Raw genomic sequence first — 17,010 nt, 5'->3', positions numbered from 1 at the left:
ATGGAACATTATATTAGCTTGTTTGTAAAAGCCATTTTCATCGAAAACATGGCGTTAGCTTTCTTCTTAGGGATGTGTACATTCCTTGCGGTATCGAAGAACGTAAAAACTGCTTTTGGACTGGGTATTGCGGTAACCGTGGTGCTTGGGATCTCCGTTCCTGCGAACAACTTAGTGTACAACTTAGTGTTACGTGACGGCGCGCTGGTTGAAGGCGTGGATCTCTCATTCCTGAACTTCATTACCTTTATCGGTGTCATCGCGGCACTGGTTCAAATTCTGGAAATGATTTTAGATCGTTACTTCCCATCACTGTATAACGCACTGGGGATCTTCTTACCGTTGATCACCGTAAACTGCGCAATCTTTGGTGGTGTATCTTTCATGGCTCAGCGTGACTACAACTTCACTGAATCCATTGTTTATGGCTTTGGTTCAGGTATTGGTTGGATGTTAGCGATTGTCTTAATGGCCGCGATCCGTGAAAAGATGAAGTATTCAGACATTCCAGCGGGTCTAAAAGGGTTAGGCATCACCTTTGTTACGACCGGTTTGATGGCATTGGGCTTTATGTCCTTCTCCGGTGTGCAGCTATAAAGGCGAGAAGAATTCATGGATATTATTATTCTAGGCGTAGTTATGTTTACCCTGATTGTCTTGGCGCTGACAGGTCTGATCCTGTTTGCAAAGTCCAAGTTGGTCAATACAGGGAACATTAAAGTTGAAGTCAACGGCGATCCTGATAAGAGCTTTGATGCTCCAGCAGGCGATAAGCTGTTAGGTATGTTAGCAAACCAAGGTATCTTTGTTTCTTCTGCCTGTGGTGGCGGTGGTTCATGTGGTCAGTGCCGTGTGAAAATCAAAGAAGGCGGTGGTGACATCCTGCCAACTGAGCTTTCTCACATCAATAAGCGTGAAGCGAAAGAAGGTTGCCGTCTGGCGTGTCAGGTTAACGTAAAACAAGATCTTAAGATTGAATTACCTGAAGAAATTTTCGGCGTGAAAAAATGGGAATGCGAAGTTATCTCCAATGATAACAAAGCGACGTTCATTAAAGAGCTGAAGTTAAAAATTCCTGAGGGAGAAGTGGTTCCATTCCGTGCGGGGGGTTTTATTCAGATTGAATGTCCTCCTCATGTGGTGAAGTACTCAGATTTTGATGTGCCTGAGGAATACCGTGAAGATTGGGATAAATTCAACTTGTTCCGCTATGTTTCTGATGTTAAAGAAGAAACTGTACGCGCTTATTCAATGGCAAACTATCCAGAAGAGCACGGTATTATTATGCTGAACGTGCGTATTGCAACGCCACCGCCGCGTAATCCAGATGTGCCGCCAGGAATTATGTCATCGTATATTTGGTCACTGAAGCCAGGTGATAAAGTGACAATTTCTGGTCCATTTGGTGAGTTCTTCGCGAAAGAAACTGATGCGGAAATGATCTTTATCGGTGGTGGTGCGGGTATGGCGCCGATGCGTTCCCACATTTTCGACCAATTACGTCGTTTAGATTCTAAGCGTAAGATCAGCTTCTGGTATGGTGCACGTTCGAAACGTGAAATGTTCTATACTGAAGATTTTGATCAGCTAGCTGCAGAGCATGACAACTTTACATGGAATGTTGCACTTTCTGACGCTTTGCCAGAAGATAATTGGGACGGTTACACAGGATTTATTCATAATGTCCTGTATGAAAACTACCTCAAAAATCACCCAGCGCCAGAAGATTGTGAGTTCTATATGTGTGGGCCTCCTGTCATGAACGCCGCGGTCATTAAGATGTTAAAAGACCTCGGTGTTGAGGACGAAAACATCTTACTGGATGATTTTGGTGGTTGATTAGTTGCTGTAAACTATCTATTAAGCGCTCAGGAAACTGGGCGCTTGTTGATTAAAAAGAGGAAAAAATGGGTTTTTTTCCTCTTTTTGGTTGTAAACTGTAAATTGCCAAATAGGCAATTCAATTTTTAAACGTGAGTATTCTCTAGATTTGTGAATGTTGAGTTTGTTAGACGTCTCAGCACCTACTCTTTCTCTAGTGGGCGCTTACAATTAACGCTGAGAAAATTTATGCTAAACAGAAAAGTATTTGCTCCTGTGCTGCTATTCGCAGCCACTCTCCTTCTTGCCGCATGTGGTGGACCTGAACAAAAGAATCTTCAGGGACAAACCATGGGAACCTATTATTCTGTTAAGTTCGTGACAGACTCTTCAGAGCCTTCATCGGAAGCTATCCAAGCCGAAATCGACAAGCGTTTGGAAGAAGTGAACGACCAGATGTCTACCTATCGCCCAGGTTCTGAATTAAGTCGTTTCAATCAATCCAATGAAGTTAATGTGCCATTCCCTGTTTCTGCTGCGACGGCAAAAGTGGTCAGTAAAGCCATTGAGATTAATAAATTAACGGATGGCGGTCTGGATGTCACCGTTGGTCCACTGGTTAATCTGTGGGGGTTTGGTCCAGAGGGTCGAGTGACAAAAGCACCGACAGATGAGGAGCTTGAAAAACGTCGCGCATGGGTGGGTATCGATAAGCTCTCTGTACAAGACAACAATTTAATCAAAACCATTCCTGAGCTATATGTTGATTTATCTTCAATCGCTAAAGGTTATGGTGTTGATGTGGTGGCTGAATATTTAGAGTCCATCGGTATCAATGATTATATGGTTGATATTGGTGGTGAAGTCCGTACAAAAGGTAAAAATGGCAAAGATACACCATGGCGTATTGCGATTGAAAAACCTGCAACGGATGGCGTGAGTCAAACGGCACAGGAAATAATCGAGCCGGGCGATTTATCCATTGCCACTTCAGGGGATTATCGTAACTATTTTGAACAAAATGGTGTGCATTTCTCACACACAATTGACCCGAAAACAGGTAAGCCAATTTCCCACAATTTAGTCTCAATTACGGTATTAGCCGACGATTGCATGAGTGCGGATGGGTTATCTACAGGCTTCAATGTGATGGGGCCAGAAGCGGGTCTCGCTCTTGCTGAAAAAATGAATATTCCTGTTTTTATGATTGTTAAGACAGATAAAGGTTTCGAAGAGCGTTACACTAAAGCATTCGAGCCATTTTTACAGAAAAAACAGTAAAAGGAGGAAAGCAGAATGTTGAATGTTTTTCTTGCAGCCTTTGCCTTATTTTTGTTGGCGTTTTTAGGTATGTCCCTTGGGTATATTATTAAACGTAAAAGTATCCAAGGCAGTTGCGGCGGTTTAAGTAGCATTGGGGTAGAGAAAGTTTGTGATTGCCCTGAACCTTGCGATGCGCGTAAAAAACGTATGGCACGCGAAGAAGCGCGCCAAAAAATGCTAGAGAAAAATCGCATTTTGTAATTACTGAGTAGTAAGCCTAGGCAACGATAAATACAAACCTTAGTCATTGATTGATGGCTAAGGTTTTTTATTTTTAATTGAAATTAAATTGGGTTCATTTTTTTTGAACATGAATTAAATCTAGGATAAGAAACGTGCATTTCTTTTTTATTCCCATCGAAGCTGATCATAATATGACTATATTCAGCTTTATTTGCATTACACGTTAGGAAATTGCCACTACTCCATTTTATACCGTCACTCGTCGTTATGTTTCCAATCCATTCACTTTTCCCTGTCGAGGAATACGAGATATTAAATATATCATGGAGAGTTTTATTATTAGATAAATTGTATGTGACAAAAGCATTGTCATATTCACTCTCATTACTTTTATAAATTATTTCGACTTTCTTGATAGTTTCATTCCATTTGTTTTCAATTGATATCGTGCCTTTTGAAATAGACATATTACCTCTTACTCATGTTTTTATTTGATATGAAATCATATCTAGATATTGAGGGTTTGAATTTTTACAAAAATGAGTTTGGCAGTATCTTATTGAAATGTAATTAATATTAAATATCATGCATTAATGAAAAGAAATGAAATATGAGGGATGTTTATAATGAAGATAAGCTACTTAAATTAAATGAAAGGCTATTGAATAAAAGTAGCTTAATAGTTTTAATGTTATTTTTTGAAGGCTTTTGGTGAGTCGACCATCACTGCATCCACGCCAATGTCTTTAGCAAATTGGTAGTCATCTTGATTATTGACACCAAACACGATGATATAGGCGTTACCATTTTTTCTAAAACAGTCGATGGCTTCTTTATCCCACGATAAGGTGGCAGGGGAGCGAGCTTCCCCAAGGGTATATTTCTCAACGACTTCAACTTTGCGATGTAATTCAAAGCCGTACCAGCGCGTGGTAGATTTGTCATTCTCAATAGAACATTTGTGGTCCATGACACTATTTGCCAGCATGGTGCGAGTCTCATCACGGCTTTCAAATAATTGTAACTGAGTAGAAAGAGGCTTCAGAGCTTTTAAAAATGCATCGTTAGTGGAATAAAAACGGACTTGGTTAAATGCGTTAGTTTTATTCAACAACGCCAAAATAGCTTGAGCTTGCGTATTAGGATCTGCATCTGGGGATTTTAAGTCGATATAAAAAATCGTATCGGGGTATTTTTTTAAAACATCTTCCAGTGTGACGATAGTGGTTTGTGCAGCGGGTAGTTGTTGGTTATTTTTCTGATTAAATTTATACGCCGCATTTATCTGGCTTAATTGTTTGGCGGAATAATCAGAAATAACGCCGCTTTTATCGGTTAATGCGTCTAAATCACTCGGGCGATACAGAACGAGTTGATTATCTTTACTGAGCTGAACAGTTAACCAAATTGCATCAGCTTTATTGCTTTTGGCTTGCTCGATCGCATAAAGCGTATTTTCAGGGGCATCTGCGGTACCTGCGCGGTGTGCCACAATTTGCGGCGTTAATGCAAAAGCGGATTGGCTAACCAAAAGCAGTAAACCTATCGCGGTGGATTTTTTGAACACTGACGTTGATATAATTTGCATTTGTATAATCCATAATAATAGAGAATTCAATGAACTAACATGAGATTGACCGAGTGGTTGTTGTAATATGTTCCATCAACTTTGTAAGCAATAAGCTTATAAATTAGGAGTAACTTTTTACTTTTTCGGTCATTTACAGTATTTCAGGAATACATTTCAATCAGATGAATAAGTTGCATGGCTAACAAAACAACTGTATATTTATTCAGTAATCATTGGTTGGGGCAGCTATCATGCGTAAAATTATTCATATTGATATGGATTGCTTTTTTGCTGCGATAGAGATGCGCGACGACCCAAAATTACGCAATGTTCCTCTTGCTGTCGGGGGGAGTGTAGACCGGCGTGGCGTATTGAGTACCGCAAATTATGAAGCGAGACGCTATGGCGTTCATAGTGCAATGTCGACGGCGTTGGCATTGAAACTATGCCCTCACCTGAAAGTCGTCCCCGGTCGTATGGCGGTCTATAAAGAAGTTTCCCATCATATTCGGCAAATATTTGCCCGCTATACCGATCTTATTGAGCCATTATCTTTAGATGAGGCCTATTTGGATGTGACTGATTGCCAACAGCTTCACGGCTCTGCCACGCTCATCGCTGAGGCTATTCGCCAACAAATTTTTGATGAGCTTCAGCTCACTGCTTCTGCGGGAATTGCCCCGATTAAATTCCTCGCCAAAATCGCCTCTGATATGAATAAGCCCAATGGGCAATTTGTGATCACGCCACAGGAATTACCGGCGTTTATTGCCACGCTGCCATTAAAAAAGATCCCCGGCGTTGGAAAAGTGACAGCGCAAAAACTTGCGGACATGGGGTTATTGAGCTGCGCGGATGTTCAGCGCTATGACATGCTGTCGTTGGTAAAAAGCATGGGTAAATTTGGACAGGCTCTGTGGGAGCGCTGTCATGGCATTGATGAACGAGCAGTAAATACTGAACGCTTACGTAAATCCGTTGGGGTAGAACGCACTCTCGCCAAAGATATTCATCAGTGGGAGGAGTGTTTACCTTTACTCGATACTTTATACGATGAGCTACATTTTCGCTTAGAGAAAGTGAAGCCAGATCTGCGTATTGCTCGCCAAGGTGTGAAATTAAAATTTGAGGATTTTCAGCAAACGACGCAAGAGCATGTTTATCCCATTATAGATAAGCAGGATCTTATTCGGTTGGCACAGCAGGCTTGGGAAAATCGGCGGGCAGGGCGAGGTGTCAGGTTAGTTGGCTTGCATGTGACATTGCAAAATCCGCAAATTGAAAGGCAGCTTTCATTACTTTTATAGGCTAAAAATAGGGTATAGGCTAAAAAATAGGGCCATAAACTGTCGCTTATAACCCTGATATTGACAGCTAAAAGCCGACTTAGTTTTTCACTGGGATAGCTTTTAAGATAGCAGTTAACAGTGTCCAGTATTGACCCACGCTCTCAATGTGAACGCGCTCATCTGGTGAGTGTGCACCACGGATGGTTGGTCCAATGGAGACCATATCCATTAATGGATAAGGCTTTTTGAACAGACCACACTCAAGACCTGCATGGATAACCATGATATTTGGAATTTTACCAAACAGTTTTTGGTAAGTGTCGCTAACAATATGCATGACTGGTGAGTCTGCATCTGGCTGCCAACCTGGGTATCCACCTTCAGCTTGGTGCTGAGCTTTTGCCAGTTTTGTCAGAGACGTCAGCATATTAACGACGTAGTTTTTACCAGAGTCGATTAACGAACGGATTAAGAAGATCACTTCGGCTTTGTCTTCAGTCATTTTCACAACGCCTTCGTTCAGCGAAGTTTCAACAACCCCTTTCACTACATCACTCATACGGATAACACCGCTTGGTGCAGAGTTCAGGAAGAAAACTAAACGTTGTTGGCAATCATCAGTCAGTGCTTTTAAGTCACTCGTTGTTTCATCTAGCAGTAAAACTAAGTTAGGTTCTACAGCGGCTAATTCATTTTTCAGAATGCCTTCGTAGCGAGTTCTTAATGCGGTTAACTCAGCGACTTTATCAGCTGGCACTGCGATGGTTACTTGGCCTTCGCGTGGAATCGCGTTGCGTAGAGTACCACCAGTGAATTCCAGCAGTTTTAAGCTTAAATCTTCAGCGTGACCCGCAACGAAACGCGCTAACAGTTTGTTTGCGTTACCTAAACCTAAGTGAATGTCACCACCAGAGTGACCGCCTTTAAGGCCTTTTAAGGTCATACGGAAGGTTTTATAACCTTGTGGTAATGCTTCACGGGTTAAATCAAATGTCGCAGTGAAATCAACGCCACCTGCGCAACCCATGTAAATTTCGCCTTCTTCTTCTGAGTCAGTGTTGATCAGAATATCCGCTTGTAACCAGTTTGGTTGTAGACCGAAAGCGCCGTCCATACCGGTTTCTTCGGTCATGGTCAGTAATACTTCCAGTGGGCCGTGCTCAACGCTGTCATCCGCTAATACCGCTAATGCAGAAGCCATACCGATGCCGTTATCTGCACCTAATGTTGTGCCTTCGGCAGTAACCCACTCACCATTAATATAAGGGCGGATAGGATCTTTAGTGAAATCGTGCTCTGTGTCGTTATTTTTTTGCGGCACCATGTCTAAGTGAGCTTGCAGTACAACAGGCTTGCGGTTTTCGTAGCCTGTAGTCGCTGGTTTACGGATTAAGATATTACCAACTTGGTCGCGCTCAACGTGAAAACCTTTCCCTTTAGACCATTCCATGATGTGGGCGGCTAAAGCTTCTTCGTGTTTTGATGGGTGAGGGATGGAGCAGATTTTAGCGAAAATATCCCACAATGGTTGTGGTTTTAGCGTTGATAATTGTGACACGTTCTTCTCCTTGGCACTTTGATCGTAATCTTTCCGTCATATTTCAAGCTGGGGATTGTCTTACATCCAAAACAATTAACTGACGGCGTTGGTCGCTTAATTTAAGATTGCACTTAAGTGTAATGACTCAGGTTTTAAGCGGTTTTATGTATTGATTCAGCATAACACTTTCTATCGAATAATGGAGAGCGATAATAAGAATAATTCATTTAGTGGGATGGTTTCACTGGTTTTTCCTGCGCCAAATCACTATAATCTCGCGCAACCTTTTTTCCGCAAGACACATTTCTGTTTTACTCACCTTCGGGACCCGAATTTTATGAGCGAAAAATATGTCGTAACGTGGGATATGTTGCAAATACATGCCCGTAAACTCGCACAACGTTTATTACCAGCAAAACAATGGACTGGTATCATCGCAGTTAGCCGTGGTGGTTTAGTCCCAGGCGCACTGTTAGCGCGTGAGCTGGGTATTCGTCATGTTGACACCGTTTGTATCTCTAGCTATGACCATGACAACCAACGCGAATTGAATGTAATCAAACGCGCTGAAGGCGATGGTGAAGGCTTTATCGTGATTGACGATTTAGTGGATACTGGTGGCACAGCGAAAGCTATCCGCGATATGTATCCAAAAGCACATTTTGTGACTATCTTTGCAAAACCAGCAGGTCGCCCATTAGTGGATGATTATGTGGTTGATATCCCACAAAACACCTGGATTGAACAGCCTTGGGATATGGGCGTTGTGTTTATCGATCCTCTGTGCGAACAAGATAAGTAGTCCGAACGAAATAATTTAAATCTGTTTAGCCGTGATAGGTCGCGTTTGTTTGATAAAAACAACACATTATTACCTAAGTGATTTGAGCTAAACACGATATGATAGAGGGGAGTGCGAAATGCACTCCCTTTTTGTTTATGTGACAGATTTAATAGGTAAAAGTAGGGAACCCACATGACTCAGCAAAATTTATCCGAAAAACTTTTTAAACCTCGCGTTAGACAAGTTGAAACATCAACGTTGGTTTCTTATTCCTCTCATACTTTGTCCCAATTAGAGAACCACAGTGTATTAAGTGGCTCTTCGCATAATCATTGGTATCGTACTCTCAACCGTTTAATGTGGATTTGGCGTGGTATTGATGCGATTGAGATTGAAGAAGTTTTAAGCCGCATTGCTATTTCAGATGCTAAACGTAGCCGTGAAGAATGGCTTGATACGGTTATTGGTAATCGCCGTGGTAATTGGTGCTTTGAATGGTCCCATCAAGCCATGCACTGGCAGCAAAAAGCCTTAGAATTTGAAAAAGGTCAGGAAGCGTGCGATGCGTGGTTGCGTGCCGCTAACTTATACAGCATTGCGGCATACCCGTTTATTAAAGGGGATGAGCTGGCGGATCAAGCGATTGTGTTAGCCTGTAAAGCTTATGATAGTGCGGCAAAATTCTCACAGTACCAATTGAAAAAAATTCCATTCAAAGTTGATGGTGGTAAAGAAGTCTGTGGCTTTTTGCACATACCATCGAATGTTCAAGGTCCTTATCCTACGGTAATGGTCTGTGGCATGCTGGATAGTCTACAGACAGATTACAGCCGCTACTTTCGAGAATATTTAGAGCCTCGCGGTATTGCGATGCTAACGCTGGATATGCCATCCATCGGTTATTCTGGCAAGTACTGCCTTTCGCAAGAAACCAGTACATTGCATGAACAAATTGTTCGTCAGCTCGACACCATCCCATGGATTGACCACACACGATTTGTAATCACCGGGATCCGTTTTGGCGCGAATATCGCCGTTCGCTTAGCGTATATGTGCCCAGATAAAATCAAAGCCGTTGCGGTGATTGGCCCTATCGTCCATAGCCTATTACATGAAGAAAAATATCAAAAAGATATCCCCCGTATGGTGCTGGATGTTTTTGCTAGCCGCTTAGGAATTTATCAAGTTGATGGTCAATCATTACGCCATGAGCTCAGCTGTTATTCACTGCGTAATCAAGGCCTGTTGGGACGCCGTAACCAAGTACCGATGATGTCAGTATGTTTTAAAAATGATCCCTACAGTCCGAAAGCGGATTCAGATTTAATAGCGCGTTCATCTATGGATAGTCATTTATTGACGTTACCAAGTAGCCCTATTTTAGAGGCTTTCGAGCGATCCATGTCAGATACAACCAAATGGTTAGAAAGTAAAATATTATAATTGTATTGAATAGCTTGCTTATTTTTTAACATTTGTTAAAAAGGGATCTTCCCAAGAAGGAGATCCTTAATATGGCGTTACCGACTGATTACACAAATGGAAAATTTTTAAAGAAATTTGCTGCGATAGGGCCTTATTTACGTGAGCAACAATCTATCAAAAACTGCTACTTTTTTGATAGCTTGGTTGTCTGTGTTAATGCAAATATTGCGCCTGAAAAACGAGAGTTTTGGGGATGGTGGTTAGAATTAGCCTCCACGGATGAAGGGTTCGAATTTGCTTATAAATTAGGGATCTACAATAATCAGGGAAATTGGCAAGCAAAAACCTTGAAAGATGCCGCAACAACGGATGCCGTTGAAAAGAACCTGCATGCCTTCCATCAACGCCTTTCCCAGCAATTATCCGCTCTAGAATTAAGCTTGTTCCCATCCCCCTTAATGACAGAATTAAAGCTGGAATTAAGCGCATAAAATTGTTTTAAACCAACTTTTGTTTAATTTTGCGTTATGCCTGTTGGCATAACGCGCATCTCCTGATAAAACTGATACCCACTTTGTATTTATTAATCCTAATGGCAGAAAAAAGATGAAAAATAGCCAAACACTCGTGGTCAAACTTGGCACAAGTGTCTTAACAGGGGGCTCACGTCGTTTAAATCAAGCTCATATCGTTGAGTTGGTTCGACAGTGTGCGCAGCAATATGAAAAAGGTCACCGAATTATTATTGTCACGTCTGGCGCAATTGCCGCAGGGCGTGAACATCTCAATTACCCCGAACTGCCGGCCACCATTGCATCTAAACAGTTGCTGGCGGCGGTCGGTCAAAGTCGTTTGATCCAATTATGGGAAAGGCTTTTTTCCATCTATGGTATTCACATTGGGCAAATGCTATTAACGCGTGCAGATCTTGAAGATCGCGAACGTTTTTTAAATGCGCGAGACACACTGCAAGCGCTGTTAGATAACGGTATTATTCCGGTGATCAACGAAAACGATGCAGTGGCGACAGCCGAAATTAAAGTGGGGGATAATGATAACTTATCCGCACTTGCTGCCATTCTTGGTGATGCAGATAAACTACTGTTATTAACCGATATTGAAGGCCTTTACGACGCGGATCCACGCAGTAATCCGAACGCAAAACTAATCCCTGAAGTTCACGGCATTAATGATGATTTACGCCATATGGCAGGGGATAGCGTAACGGGCTTAGGCACCGGTGGAATGGCAACAAAATTACAGGCGGCTGATGTTGCTGGCCGTGCTGGGATTGACGTGTTTATTGCCGCGGGCAATAAACCGGATGTCATCAATTCAGTGATTGAAAATATCCCTGTGGGAACCCGTTTTTATGGGCAGAAAAACCCAATGGAAAATCGTAAGCGCTGGATTTTTGGCGCTCCAGCGGCGGGGGATGTTTATATTGATGATGGCGCGCAGTTGGCGATCACCGAAAAAGGCAGCTCATTATTGCCAAAAGGCATTAAGAAAATAGAAGGCGATTTCTCCCGTGGCGCAGTGATCCGTATTCGCAATATGGCAGGCAAAGATTTGGCACATGGCGTAAGCCACTATAATAGTGATGCGCTCAGAATGATTGCCGGTCATCATTCCCAAGATATTGGTAAAATCCTTGGCTATGAACATGGCTCAGTTGCCGTTCATCGCGACGATATGATAGTGAGTTAATTATGTTAGAACAAATGGGTAAAGCGGCGCGCGAAGCGTCATGGCAGTTGGCTCAATTCAATACCAAACAAAAAAATAGTGCGCTTGAGCAAATTGCTGACCTCTTAGAGCAAAAGAGTGCCAGTATTTTAGCGGCTAATCAGCTGGATATGGCTCAAGCTCAGCAAAGTGGTATGAGCGAAGCATTACAAGATCGTTTATTACTGACCCAAGCGCGCTTAAAAAGCATCGCGGATGACGTCAGAAAAGTGTGCCAGTTAGCTGATCCGGTAGGGCAAGTCCTTGATGGTAGCGAGTTAGATAGCGGGTTAAATTTACAACGTCGTCGTGTTCCGTTAGGGGTTATTGGCGTGATCTATGAAGCCCGCCCTAATGTGACTGTGGATGTCGCTTCTTTATGTTTAAAAACGGGAAATGCGGTCATTCTGCGTGGCGGAAAAGAGACGCATAATACCAATCTTGCTGTGGTAGAGGTTATTCAGCAAGCGCTGAAAAATAGTGGGCTGCCAGCCAATGCGGTACAGGCAATCAATAATCCTGATCGTGAATTAGTGGCTCAATTATTAAAATTGGATCGCTATGTGGATATGCTGATCCCTCGCGGCGGTGCGGGTTTACATAAATTATGTCGCGAGCAATCTACAATCCCGGTGATCACTGGCGGAATTGGTGTTTGCCATACTTTTGTAGATGACTCTGTGGATTTTGATAAGGCACTGAGTGTCATTACTAATGCTAAAGTTCAGCGTCCAAGTGCATGTAATTCATTGGAAACACTGTTGGTTCATGAAGACATTGCCGCGAGTTTCTTACCGCGTTTAAGTGAAAAAATGGCTCAGCAGCAAGTGACATTACATGCCAGCGAGAAAGCAATGACATTCTTGAAAGATGGCGCTGCTAAAGTGGTTCCTGTTCAAGCGGAAAACTTAGTTGATGAATGGCTATCTTTGGACTTGAACGTTGAGATTGTTTCAGGGATTGATGCCGCTATCGAACATATTCGTCATTATGGTACTGCACACTCTGACGCCATCTTAACGGAGTCTATTCGCCAAGCGGATTACTTTGTGCAGCGTGTGGACTCGGCTGCGGTATACGTTAATGCCAGCACCCGTTTTACCGATGGTGGGCAGTTTGGACTCGGTGCTGAAGTGGCAGTGAGTACCCAAAAACTCCATTCCCGTGGGCCGATGGGGTTAGATGCTCTGACAACCTATAAATGGATTGGTTACGGTGACTTTTTAAGTCGCCCATAATTTAACCATAATAATATTGAGCCACACTGCGTGTGGCTTTATTTTTTTAGACTATTCGCCATTTTGGCTAACCTGCTAGAAGCATGTGTATGGCAAATTTATCATAGTAATCATGATGATGGGATGAATATCGATGTTCTACATTATTGGGCCTAGAGGCTCAGGAAAAACAACGATTGGTAAGAAGCTCGCAGAAAACACGGGTTACCAGTTTATTGATACCGACAAACTTATTTTAGAACACGCGGGAATGAGTATTGCTGACATTGTCCAGCAACAAGGTTGGGACTATTTTCGTCAGTTAGAAAGCCAAATTCTTGCTTCAATCGAACCACAAAAAGCCATTGTTTCAACAGGGGGCGGTATTATTTTAGCCTCTGAAAATCAGCAGGTTATGCGGGATAATGGAACGGTCATTTATTTACGTTCCACGCCTGAAATCCTCGCACAGCGGCTGGCGGCAGAGCCTCAAGCAGAACAGCGACCGAGCTTAACGGGAAAATCACTGCTTGAAGAAATTGAAGAGGTGATGAAGCAGCGTGATCCTATCTATTTATCGACTGCGCACCACGTTATTGATGCCAATCAATCCATTGATGCTATCATTAACCAGATCGCAAATTTGAGATAAATATTTGGTATACCAATGCCTTTAGGAATAAACCCCTTAATGAGGCGCATTGGTCACGAGATAATTATTGTAGTATCTAATTGTTAATCAATAGATAAAATTATCACCATAAGAAAGGGAATCATTATGTTGGCAAAGATAATAAAAAAAGTACTGAAGTTTTTGTTTCGTGTCGAAGTCATTGGCAATCCAAATGAGTTCAATCAAGACAAATGTATCATTACGCCAAACCATGTCTCTTTTCTTGATGGTGTGTTGATTGCGCTATTCTTACCAGTAAAACCTGTATTTGCTATGTACAGCACAGTGGCAACGCCTAAGATGATCAAGCGTCTTAAGCCTTATGCCGATGTTGTTGCATTAGATCCAAAGAACCCGTTGGGCCTCAGACACTTAGTTCGTGAAGTGGACAAAGGTCTCCCAATCGTTATTTTCCCAGAAGGCCGCATTTCTGTTCATGGCTCTTTAATGAAGATCTATGAAGGTGCGGCTTTTGTCGCTGCCAAATCAGGGGCAAAAATTGTCCCTATTCGTATTGATGGTGCGGAGCGAAGTTACTTTGGGCGCTTAAAAGGGGTTATCCCGTTAAAGTGGTTCCCGAAAATCAAGTTACACATCCTGCCTGCTGAAGCCATTCCTATGCCGGATGCGCCTCGTGCAGTTGAGCGCCGAGCATTAGCGGGTGAACACCTTTACCAAATCATGAAAGCGGCACGTATGGCAAGCCGCCCGCAAATGACGTTAGTCGAAGCCTTTATTGATAGTATTGAGCGTTACGGACGTCGTTCTCGCTGCATTGAAGATATCGCTTTTAAAGAAGATAACTATCAAGGATTACTGAAAAAATCTCTTGGTGTTGGGCGAATTATCGAACGCTATACTCATGAAAATGAACGTGTCGGGCTATTACTACCCAATGCGACAGTGACCGCCGCGGCGATTTTTGGCTGCTTAATGCGTGGTCGTGTGCCTGCAATGCTGAACTACACGGCGGGAAGCCACGGGATCAGTAATGCTTTGAAAGCGTCAACGGCGAAAGTGGTCTTTACTTCAAGACAATTTTTGGAAAAAGGGAAACTGACTCATATTCCTGAGCAAGTGCCCGAAGCCACGTGGATTTACCTCGAAGATTTAAAAGATACTGTCACTTTTCAAGATAAGTGGTGGATTGTTAAGCACTTATTTTCACCACGTAACGCTATTGTTCCCCGTAACGTGGATGACGAAGCCATTGTATTATTTACCTCTGGTTCTGAAGGGACGCCAAAAGGCGTAGTACATAGTCATCGTAGCTTAATGGCTAACGTTGAACAGATCAAAACCATTGCCGATTTTACGCCGCGTGACCGTTTTATGTCATCACTGCCGTTATTCCACGCATTTGGATTAACCGTTGGGTTGTTTATCCCGCTGTTTTCTGGGAGCCGCGTCTTCCTATATCCAAGTCCGTTACATTACCGAATTATTCCTGAATTGGTATATGACCGAAATTGTACCGTTCTGTTTGGAACCTCAACATTCTTAGGCAATTATGCACGTTTTGCCCATCCGTATGATTTTGCAAGAGTTCGTTATGTTGTGGCTGGCGCAGAAAAACTGTCAGATAAAACCAAGAAAATTTGGTACGAAAAATTTGGTATCCGTATTCTTGAAGGTTATGGCGTGACGGAGTGTGCGCCAATAGTCTCTATTAATGTTCCTATGGCGGCGAAAGAAGGCTCTGTAGGGCAGATTTTACCCAGTATGGAAGCCCGTATTATTCCATTACCGGGTATTGAACACGGTGGAAAACTTCAACTGAAAGGCCCAAATATAATGAAGGGTTATTTACGTGTAGAAGCGCCGGGCGTGTTAGAGGAGCCAAAAGCGGAAAATGCTCAGGGCGAGATAGAACTAGGCTGGTATGACACTGGGGATATTGTTGAGTTAGACAATAAAAACTTCTGTACCATTAAAGGACGAGTGAAGCGCTTTGCTAAACTCGCTGGCGAAATGGTTTCTCTTGAAAGTATTGAACAAATGGTGGCTGAGATCTCTCCAAGCTGCGACCATGGTGTTGTGACCAAACCCGACAGTAGCAAAGGGGAAGCGTTGGTGTTATTTACCACGGATAAGGATCTTGACCGAGGTGCATTATCTGCCGCAGCGAAAGGTAAAGGTTTAACCGAATTAGCGGTTCCTCGGGATATTCGTTGGGTTAAAGCCTTACCAGTATTAGGTAGCGGAAAAACGGATTTTGTGACATTAAAACAGATGGCGTTAACAGGGGAATAATATGCAGGAAAGCACACCAAATACGCCACTGATGAGCACCGGAATGAAAGCCGTTCTGGCGTCTCAGTTTCTTTCTGCATTTGCAGATAACGCGTTATTATTCGCGATATTAGCGCAGCTAAAAGCGGAGTTTTACCCAGAATGGAGCCATCCAATTCTACAAATGGTGTTTGTCTTCACCTATATTGTGCTGGCACCATTTGTGGGGCAAATTGCGGATAGATTTTCTAAAGGCCGCGTGATGCTGTTTTCCAACATATTTAAATTTATTGGGGCATTGGGGATCTGCTTAGGGGTTAATCCATTCCTCTGTTACGGGTTAGTCGGTGTCGGTGCCGCCGCATATTCTCCAGCAAAATACGGTATTTTGGGTGAACTTACAGGCGGCGATAATTTAGTCAAAGCTAACGGACTAATGGAAGCCTCTACGATCGCAGCGATTTTAGTGGGTTCTGTGGTTGGCGGTATGCTCTCTGACATTAACCTACTATTGGCATTGGGAACTTGTTCTTTACTGTATGCGCTCGCGGTCATTGTTAACTTTTTTATTCCCCACTTAGCGGCCGCAAGACCAGGAACAGGATGGAATTTCAAACAGTTGGTGGGGGATTTCTTCTCCGCCTGTCGTATTTTATGGGCAAATCAAGAAAGTCGTTTTTCCCTTGTGGGCACCAGCATGTTTTGGGGGGCAGGGGTAACATTGCGTTTCTTGCTGGTGGCATGGGTGCCAGTAGCTTTAGGATTGCAAGATAATACAACCCCAACCATTTTGAATGCGATGGTGGCGGTGGGTATTGTTGTCGGGGCTGGGTTGGCGGCGAAATTTATCACCTTAAAAACGGTTTATCGCTGTATTCCAGCAGGGATTGTGATTGGGGTTATGGTGGTTTTCCTTTCACTGCAAACTAATATTATTCCTTCATATTTTATTTTGATGGTATTAGGGATTTTTGGTGGGTTATTTGTGGTTCCACTGAATGCTTTGCTTCAAGAGAAAGGTAAAGAAACGGTCGGAGCAGGTAATGCCATCGCAGTACAAAATCTCGGTGAAAACAGTGCCATGCTATTAATGCTAGGGTTATATTCTCTGGCGATAAAGGTCGGGTTCTCGGTCGTGAGCGTAGGTGTCGGTTTTGGCGTGGTATTCGCAATTGCGATTGCAGGGCTATGGATTTGGGATCGCGCTCGTAAGAAAACAGCATAA

General features: G+C 42.9%; 16 protein-coding genes. 13 read left to right on the top strand and 3 right to left on the bottom strand.

Features of this window, described 5'->3' with window-relative positions:
* The 4 genes from nqrE to nqrM all read left to right on the top strand — a co-directional run bounded on the left by nqrE (position 1) and on the right by nqrM (position 3,345).
* Entirely contained in the window at positions 1-597 is a 597-nt protein-coding gene (gene nqrE / locus GKR48_RS11695; protein WP_006657396.1) for an NADH:ubiquinone reductase (Na(+)-transporting) subunit E, read from the top strand.
* Positions 598-612: 15 nt separating this feature from the next.
* Positions 613-1,839, top strand: a complete 1,227-nt coding sequence (gene nqrF / locus GKR48_RS11690) for an NADH:ubiquinone reductase (Na(+)-transporting) subunit F (RefSeq protein ID WP_154628212.1) — start codon at positions 613-615, stop codon at positions 1,837-1,839.
* A 231-nt stretch (positions 1,840-2,070) separates the two neighbouring features.
* On the top strand, positions 2,071-3,102 hold the full coding sequence (locus tag GKR48_RS11685; protein WP_154628211.1) for an FAD:protein FMN transferase: 1,032 nt from the start codon (positions 2,071-2,073) through the stop codon (positions 3,100-3,102).
* 15 nt (positions 3,103-3,117) lie between these two features.
* The gene (nqrM, locus tag GKR48_RS11680) at positions 3,118-3,345 is read left to right on the top strand and encodes a (Na+)-NQR maturation NqrM (RefSeq protein ID WP_154604568.1); all 228 of its coding nucleotides are present in this window, start codon (positions 3,118-3,120) and stop codon (positions 3,343-3,345) included.
* A gap of 83 nt (positions 3,346-3,428) precedes the next feature.
* On the opposite strand, the gene GKR48_RS18170 is transcribed toward nqrM, so the two are convergent.
* Complete coding sequence (locus tag GKR48_RS18170; RefSeq protein ID WP_154628210.1) at positions 3,429-3,794, bottom strand: hypothetical protein; 366 nt, start codon at positions 3,792-3,794, stop codon at positions 3,429-3,431.
* A 224-nt stretch (positions 3,795-4,018) separates the two neighbouring features.
* Positions 4,019-4,915: a glycerophosphodiester phosphodiesterase family protein gene (locus GKR48_RS11670; protein WP_154628209.1), complete on the bottom strand. Its 897-nt coding sequence runs from the start codon at positions 4,913-4,915 to the stop codon at positions 4,019-4,021.
* Positions 4,916-5,148: 233 nt separating this feature from the next.
* Between GKR48_RS11670 and dinB the strand changes: the two genes are divergently transcribed.
* Positions 5,149-6,204: a DNA polymerase IV gene (gene dinB, locus GKR48_RS11665; protein ID WP_154628208.1), complete on the top strand. Its 1,056-nt coding sequence runs from the start codon at positions 5,149-5,151 to the stop codon at positions 6,202-6,204.
* A gap of 79 nt (positions 6,205-6,283) precedes the next feature.
* On the opposite strand, the gene pepD is transcribed toward dinB, so the two are convergent.
* A complete protein-coding gene (pepD, locus tag GKR48_RS11660; protein ID WP_272522484.1) occupies positions 6,284-7,744 on the bottom strand; it encodes a beta-Ala-His dipeptidase in 1,461 nt (486 codons plus the stop codon).
* Positions 7,745-8,063: 319 nt separating this feature from the next.
* On the opposite strand from pepD, the gene gpt reads away from it, so the two are divergent.
* The 8 genes from gpt (at position 8,064) to lplT (ending at position 17,010) form a co-directional block, all read left to right on the top strand.
* Positions 8,064-8,528 carry a xanthine phosphoribosyltransferase gene (gene gpt / locus GKR48_RS11655; protein ID WP_108479429.1) on the top strand — a complete coding sequence of 155 codons (465 nt, stop codon included), beginning with the start codon at positions 8,064-8,066 and terminating at the stop codon, positions 8,526-8,528.
* A 174-nt stretch (positions 8,529-8,702) separates the two neighbouring features.
* Entirely contained in the window at positions 8,703-9,953 is a 1,251-nt protein-coding gene (gene frsA, locus GKR48_RS11650; protein WP_154628207.1) for an esterase FrsA, read from the top strand.
* A 71-nt stretch (positions 9,954-10,024) separates the two neighbouring features.
* On the top strand, positions 10,025-10,426 hold the full coding sequence (gene crl / locus GKR48_RS11645) for a sigma factor-binding protein Crl (RefSeq protein ID WP_154604573.1): 402 nt from the start codon (positions 10,025-10,027) through the stop codon (positions 10,424-10,426).
* Between the two features lie 115 nt (positions 10,427-10,541).
* Positions 10,542-11,645: a glutamate 5-kinase gene (gene proB / locus GKR48_RS11640; protein WP_154628206.1), complete on the top strand. Its 1,104-nt coding sequence runs from the start codon at positions 10,542-10,544 to the stop codon at positions 11,643-11,645.
* Positions 11,646-11,647: 2 nt separating this feature from the next.
* Positions 11,648-12,901, top strand: coding sequence for a glutamate-5-semialdehyde dehydrogenase (proA, locus tag GKR48_RS11635; protein WP_154628205.1), 1,254 nt, complete (start codon positions 11,648-11,650; stop codon positions 12,899-12,901).
* A gap of 133 nt (positions 12,902-13,034) precedes the next feature.
* Positions 13,035-13,532: a shikimate kinase AroL gene (gene aroL, locus GKR48_RS11630; RefSeq protein ID WP_154628204.1), complete on the top strand. Its 498-nt coding sequence runs from the start codon at positions 13,035-13,037 to the stop codon at positions 13,530-13,532.
* A gap of 126 nt (positions 13,533-13,658) precedes the next feature.
* On the top strand, positions 13,659-15,806 hold the full coding sequence (aas, locus tag GKR48_RS11625; RefSeq protein WP_154628203.1) for a bifunctional acyl-ACP--phospholipid O-acyltransferase/long-chain-fatty-acid--ACP ligase: 2,148 nt from the start codon (positions 13,659-13,661) through the stop codon (positions 15,804-15,806).
* 1 nt (position 15,807) lies between these two features.
* Entirely contained in the window at positions 15,808-17,010 is a 1,203-nt protein-coding gene (gene lplT, locus GKR48_RS11620) for a lysophospholipid transporter LplT (protein ID WP_154628202.1), read from the top strand.

Source organism: Providencia sp. wls1943 (assembly GCF_009706275.1).
In the GTDB taxonomy this organism is placed as follows: Bacteria; Pseudomonadota; Gammaproteobacteria; order Enterobacterales; family Enterobacteriaceae; genus Providencia; species Providencia zhijiangensis.
This window is presented reverse-complemented; position numbering and strand designations above follow the sequence as displayed.

Bases quoted from the DNA above. Each gene is read 5' to 3' on its own strand.
- nqrM (WP_154604568.1), top strand. From the start codon at position 3,118: ATGTTGAATGTTTTTCTTGCAGCCTTTGCCTTATTTTTGTTGGCGTTT.
- frsA (WP_154628207.1), top strand. From the start codon at position 8,703: ATGACTCAGCAAAATTTATCCGAAAAACTTTTTAAACCTCGCGTTAGA.
- nqrE (WP_006657396.1), top strand. From the start codon at position 1: ATGGAACATTATATTAGCTTGTTTGTAAAAGCCATTTTCATCGAAAAC.
- nqrF (WP_154628212.1), top strand. From the start codon at position 613: ATGGATATTATTATTCTAGGCGTAGTTATGTTTACCCTGATTGTCTTG.
- GKR48_RS11670 (WP_154628209.1), bottom strand. From the start codon at position 4,915: ATGCAAATTATATCAACGTCAGTGTTCAAAAAATCCACCGCGATAGGT.
- aroL (WP_154628204.1), top strand. From the start codon at position 13,035: ATGTTCTACATTATTGGGCCTAGAGGCTCAGGAAAAACAACGATTGGT.
- GKR48_RS11685 (WP_154628211.1), top strand. From the start codon at position 2,071: ATGCTAAACAGAAAAGTATTTGCTCCTGTGCTGCTATTCGCAGCCACT.
- aas (WP_154628203.1), top strand. From the start codon at position 13,659: ATGTTGGCAAAGATAATAAAAAAAGTACTGAAGTTTTTGTTTCGTGTC.
- proB (WP_154628206.1), top strand. From the start codon at position 10,542: ATGAAAAATAGCCAAACACTCGTGGTCAAACTTGGCACAAGTGTCTTA.
- crl (WP_154604573.1), top strand. From the start codon at position 10,025: ATGGCGTTACCGACTGATTACACAAATGGAAAATTTTTAAAGAAATTT.
- gpt (WP_108479429.1), top strand. From the start codon at position 8,064: ATGAGCGAAAAATATGTCGTAACGTGGGATATGTTGCAAATACATGCC.
- proA (WP_154628205.1), top strand. From the start codon at position 11,648: ATGTTAGAACAAATGGGTAAAGCGGCGCGCGAAGCGTCATGGCAGTTG.
- lplT (WP_154628202.1), top strand. From the start codon at position 15,808: ATGCAGGAAAGCACACCAAATACGCCACTGATGAGCACCGGAATGAAA.
- dinB (WP_154628208.1), top strand. From the start codon at position 5,149: ATGCGTAAAATTATTCATATTGATATGGATTGCTTTTTTGCTGCGATA.
- GKR48_RS18170 (WP_154628210.1), bottom strand. From the start codon at position 3,794: ATGTCTATTTCAAAAGGCACGATATCAATTGAAAACAAATGGAATGAA.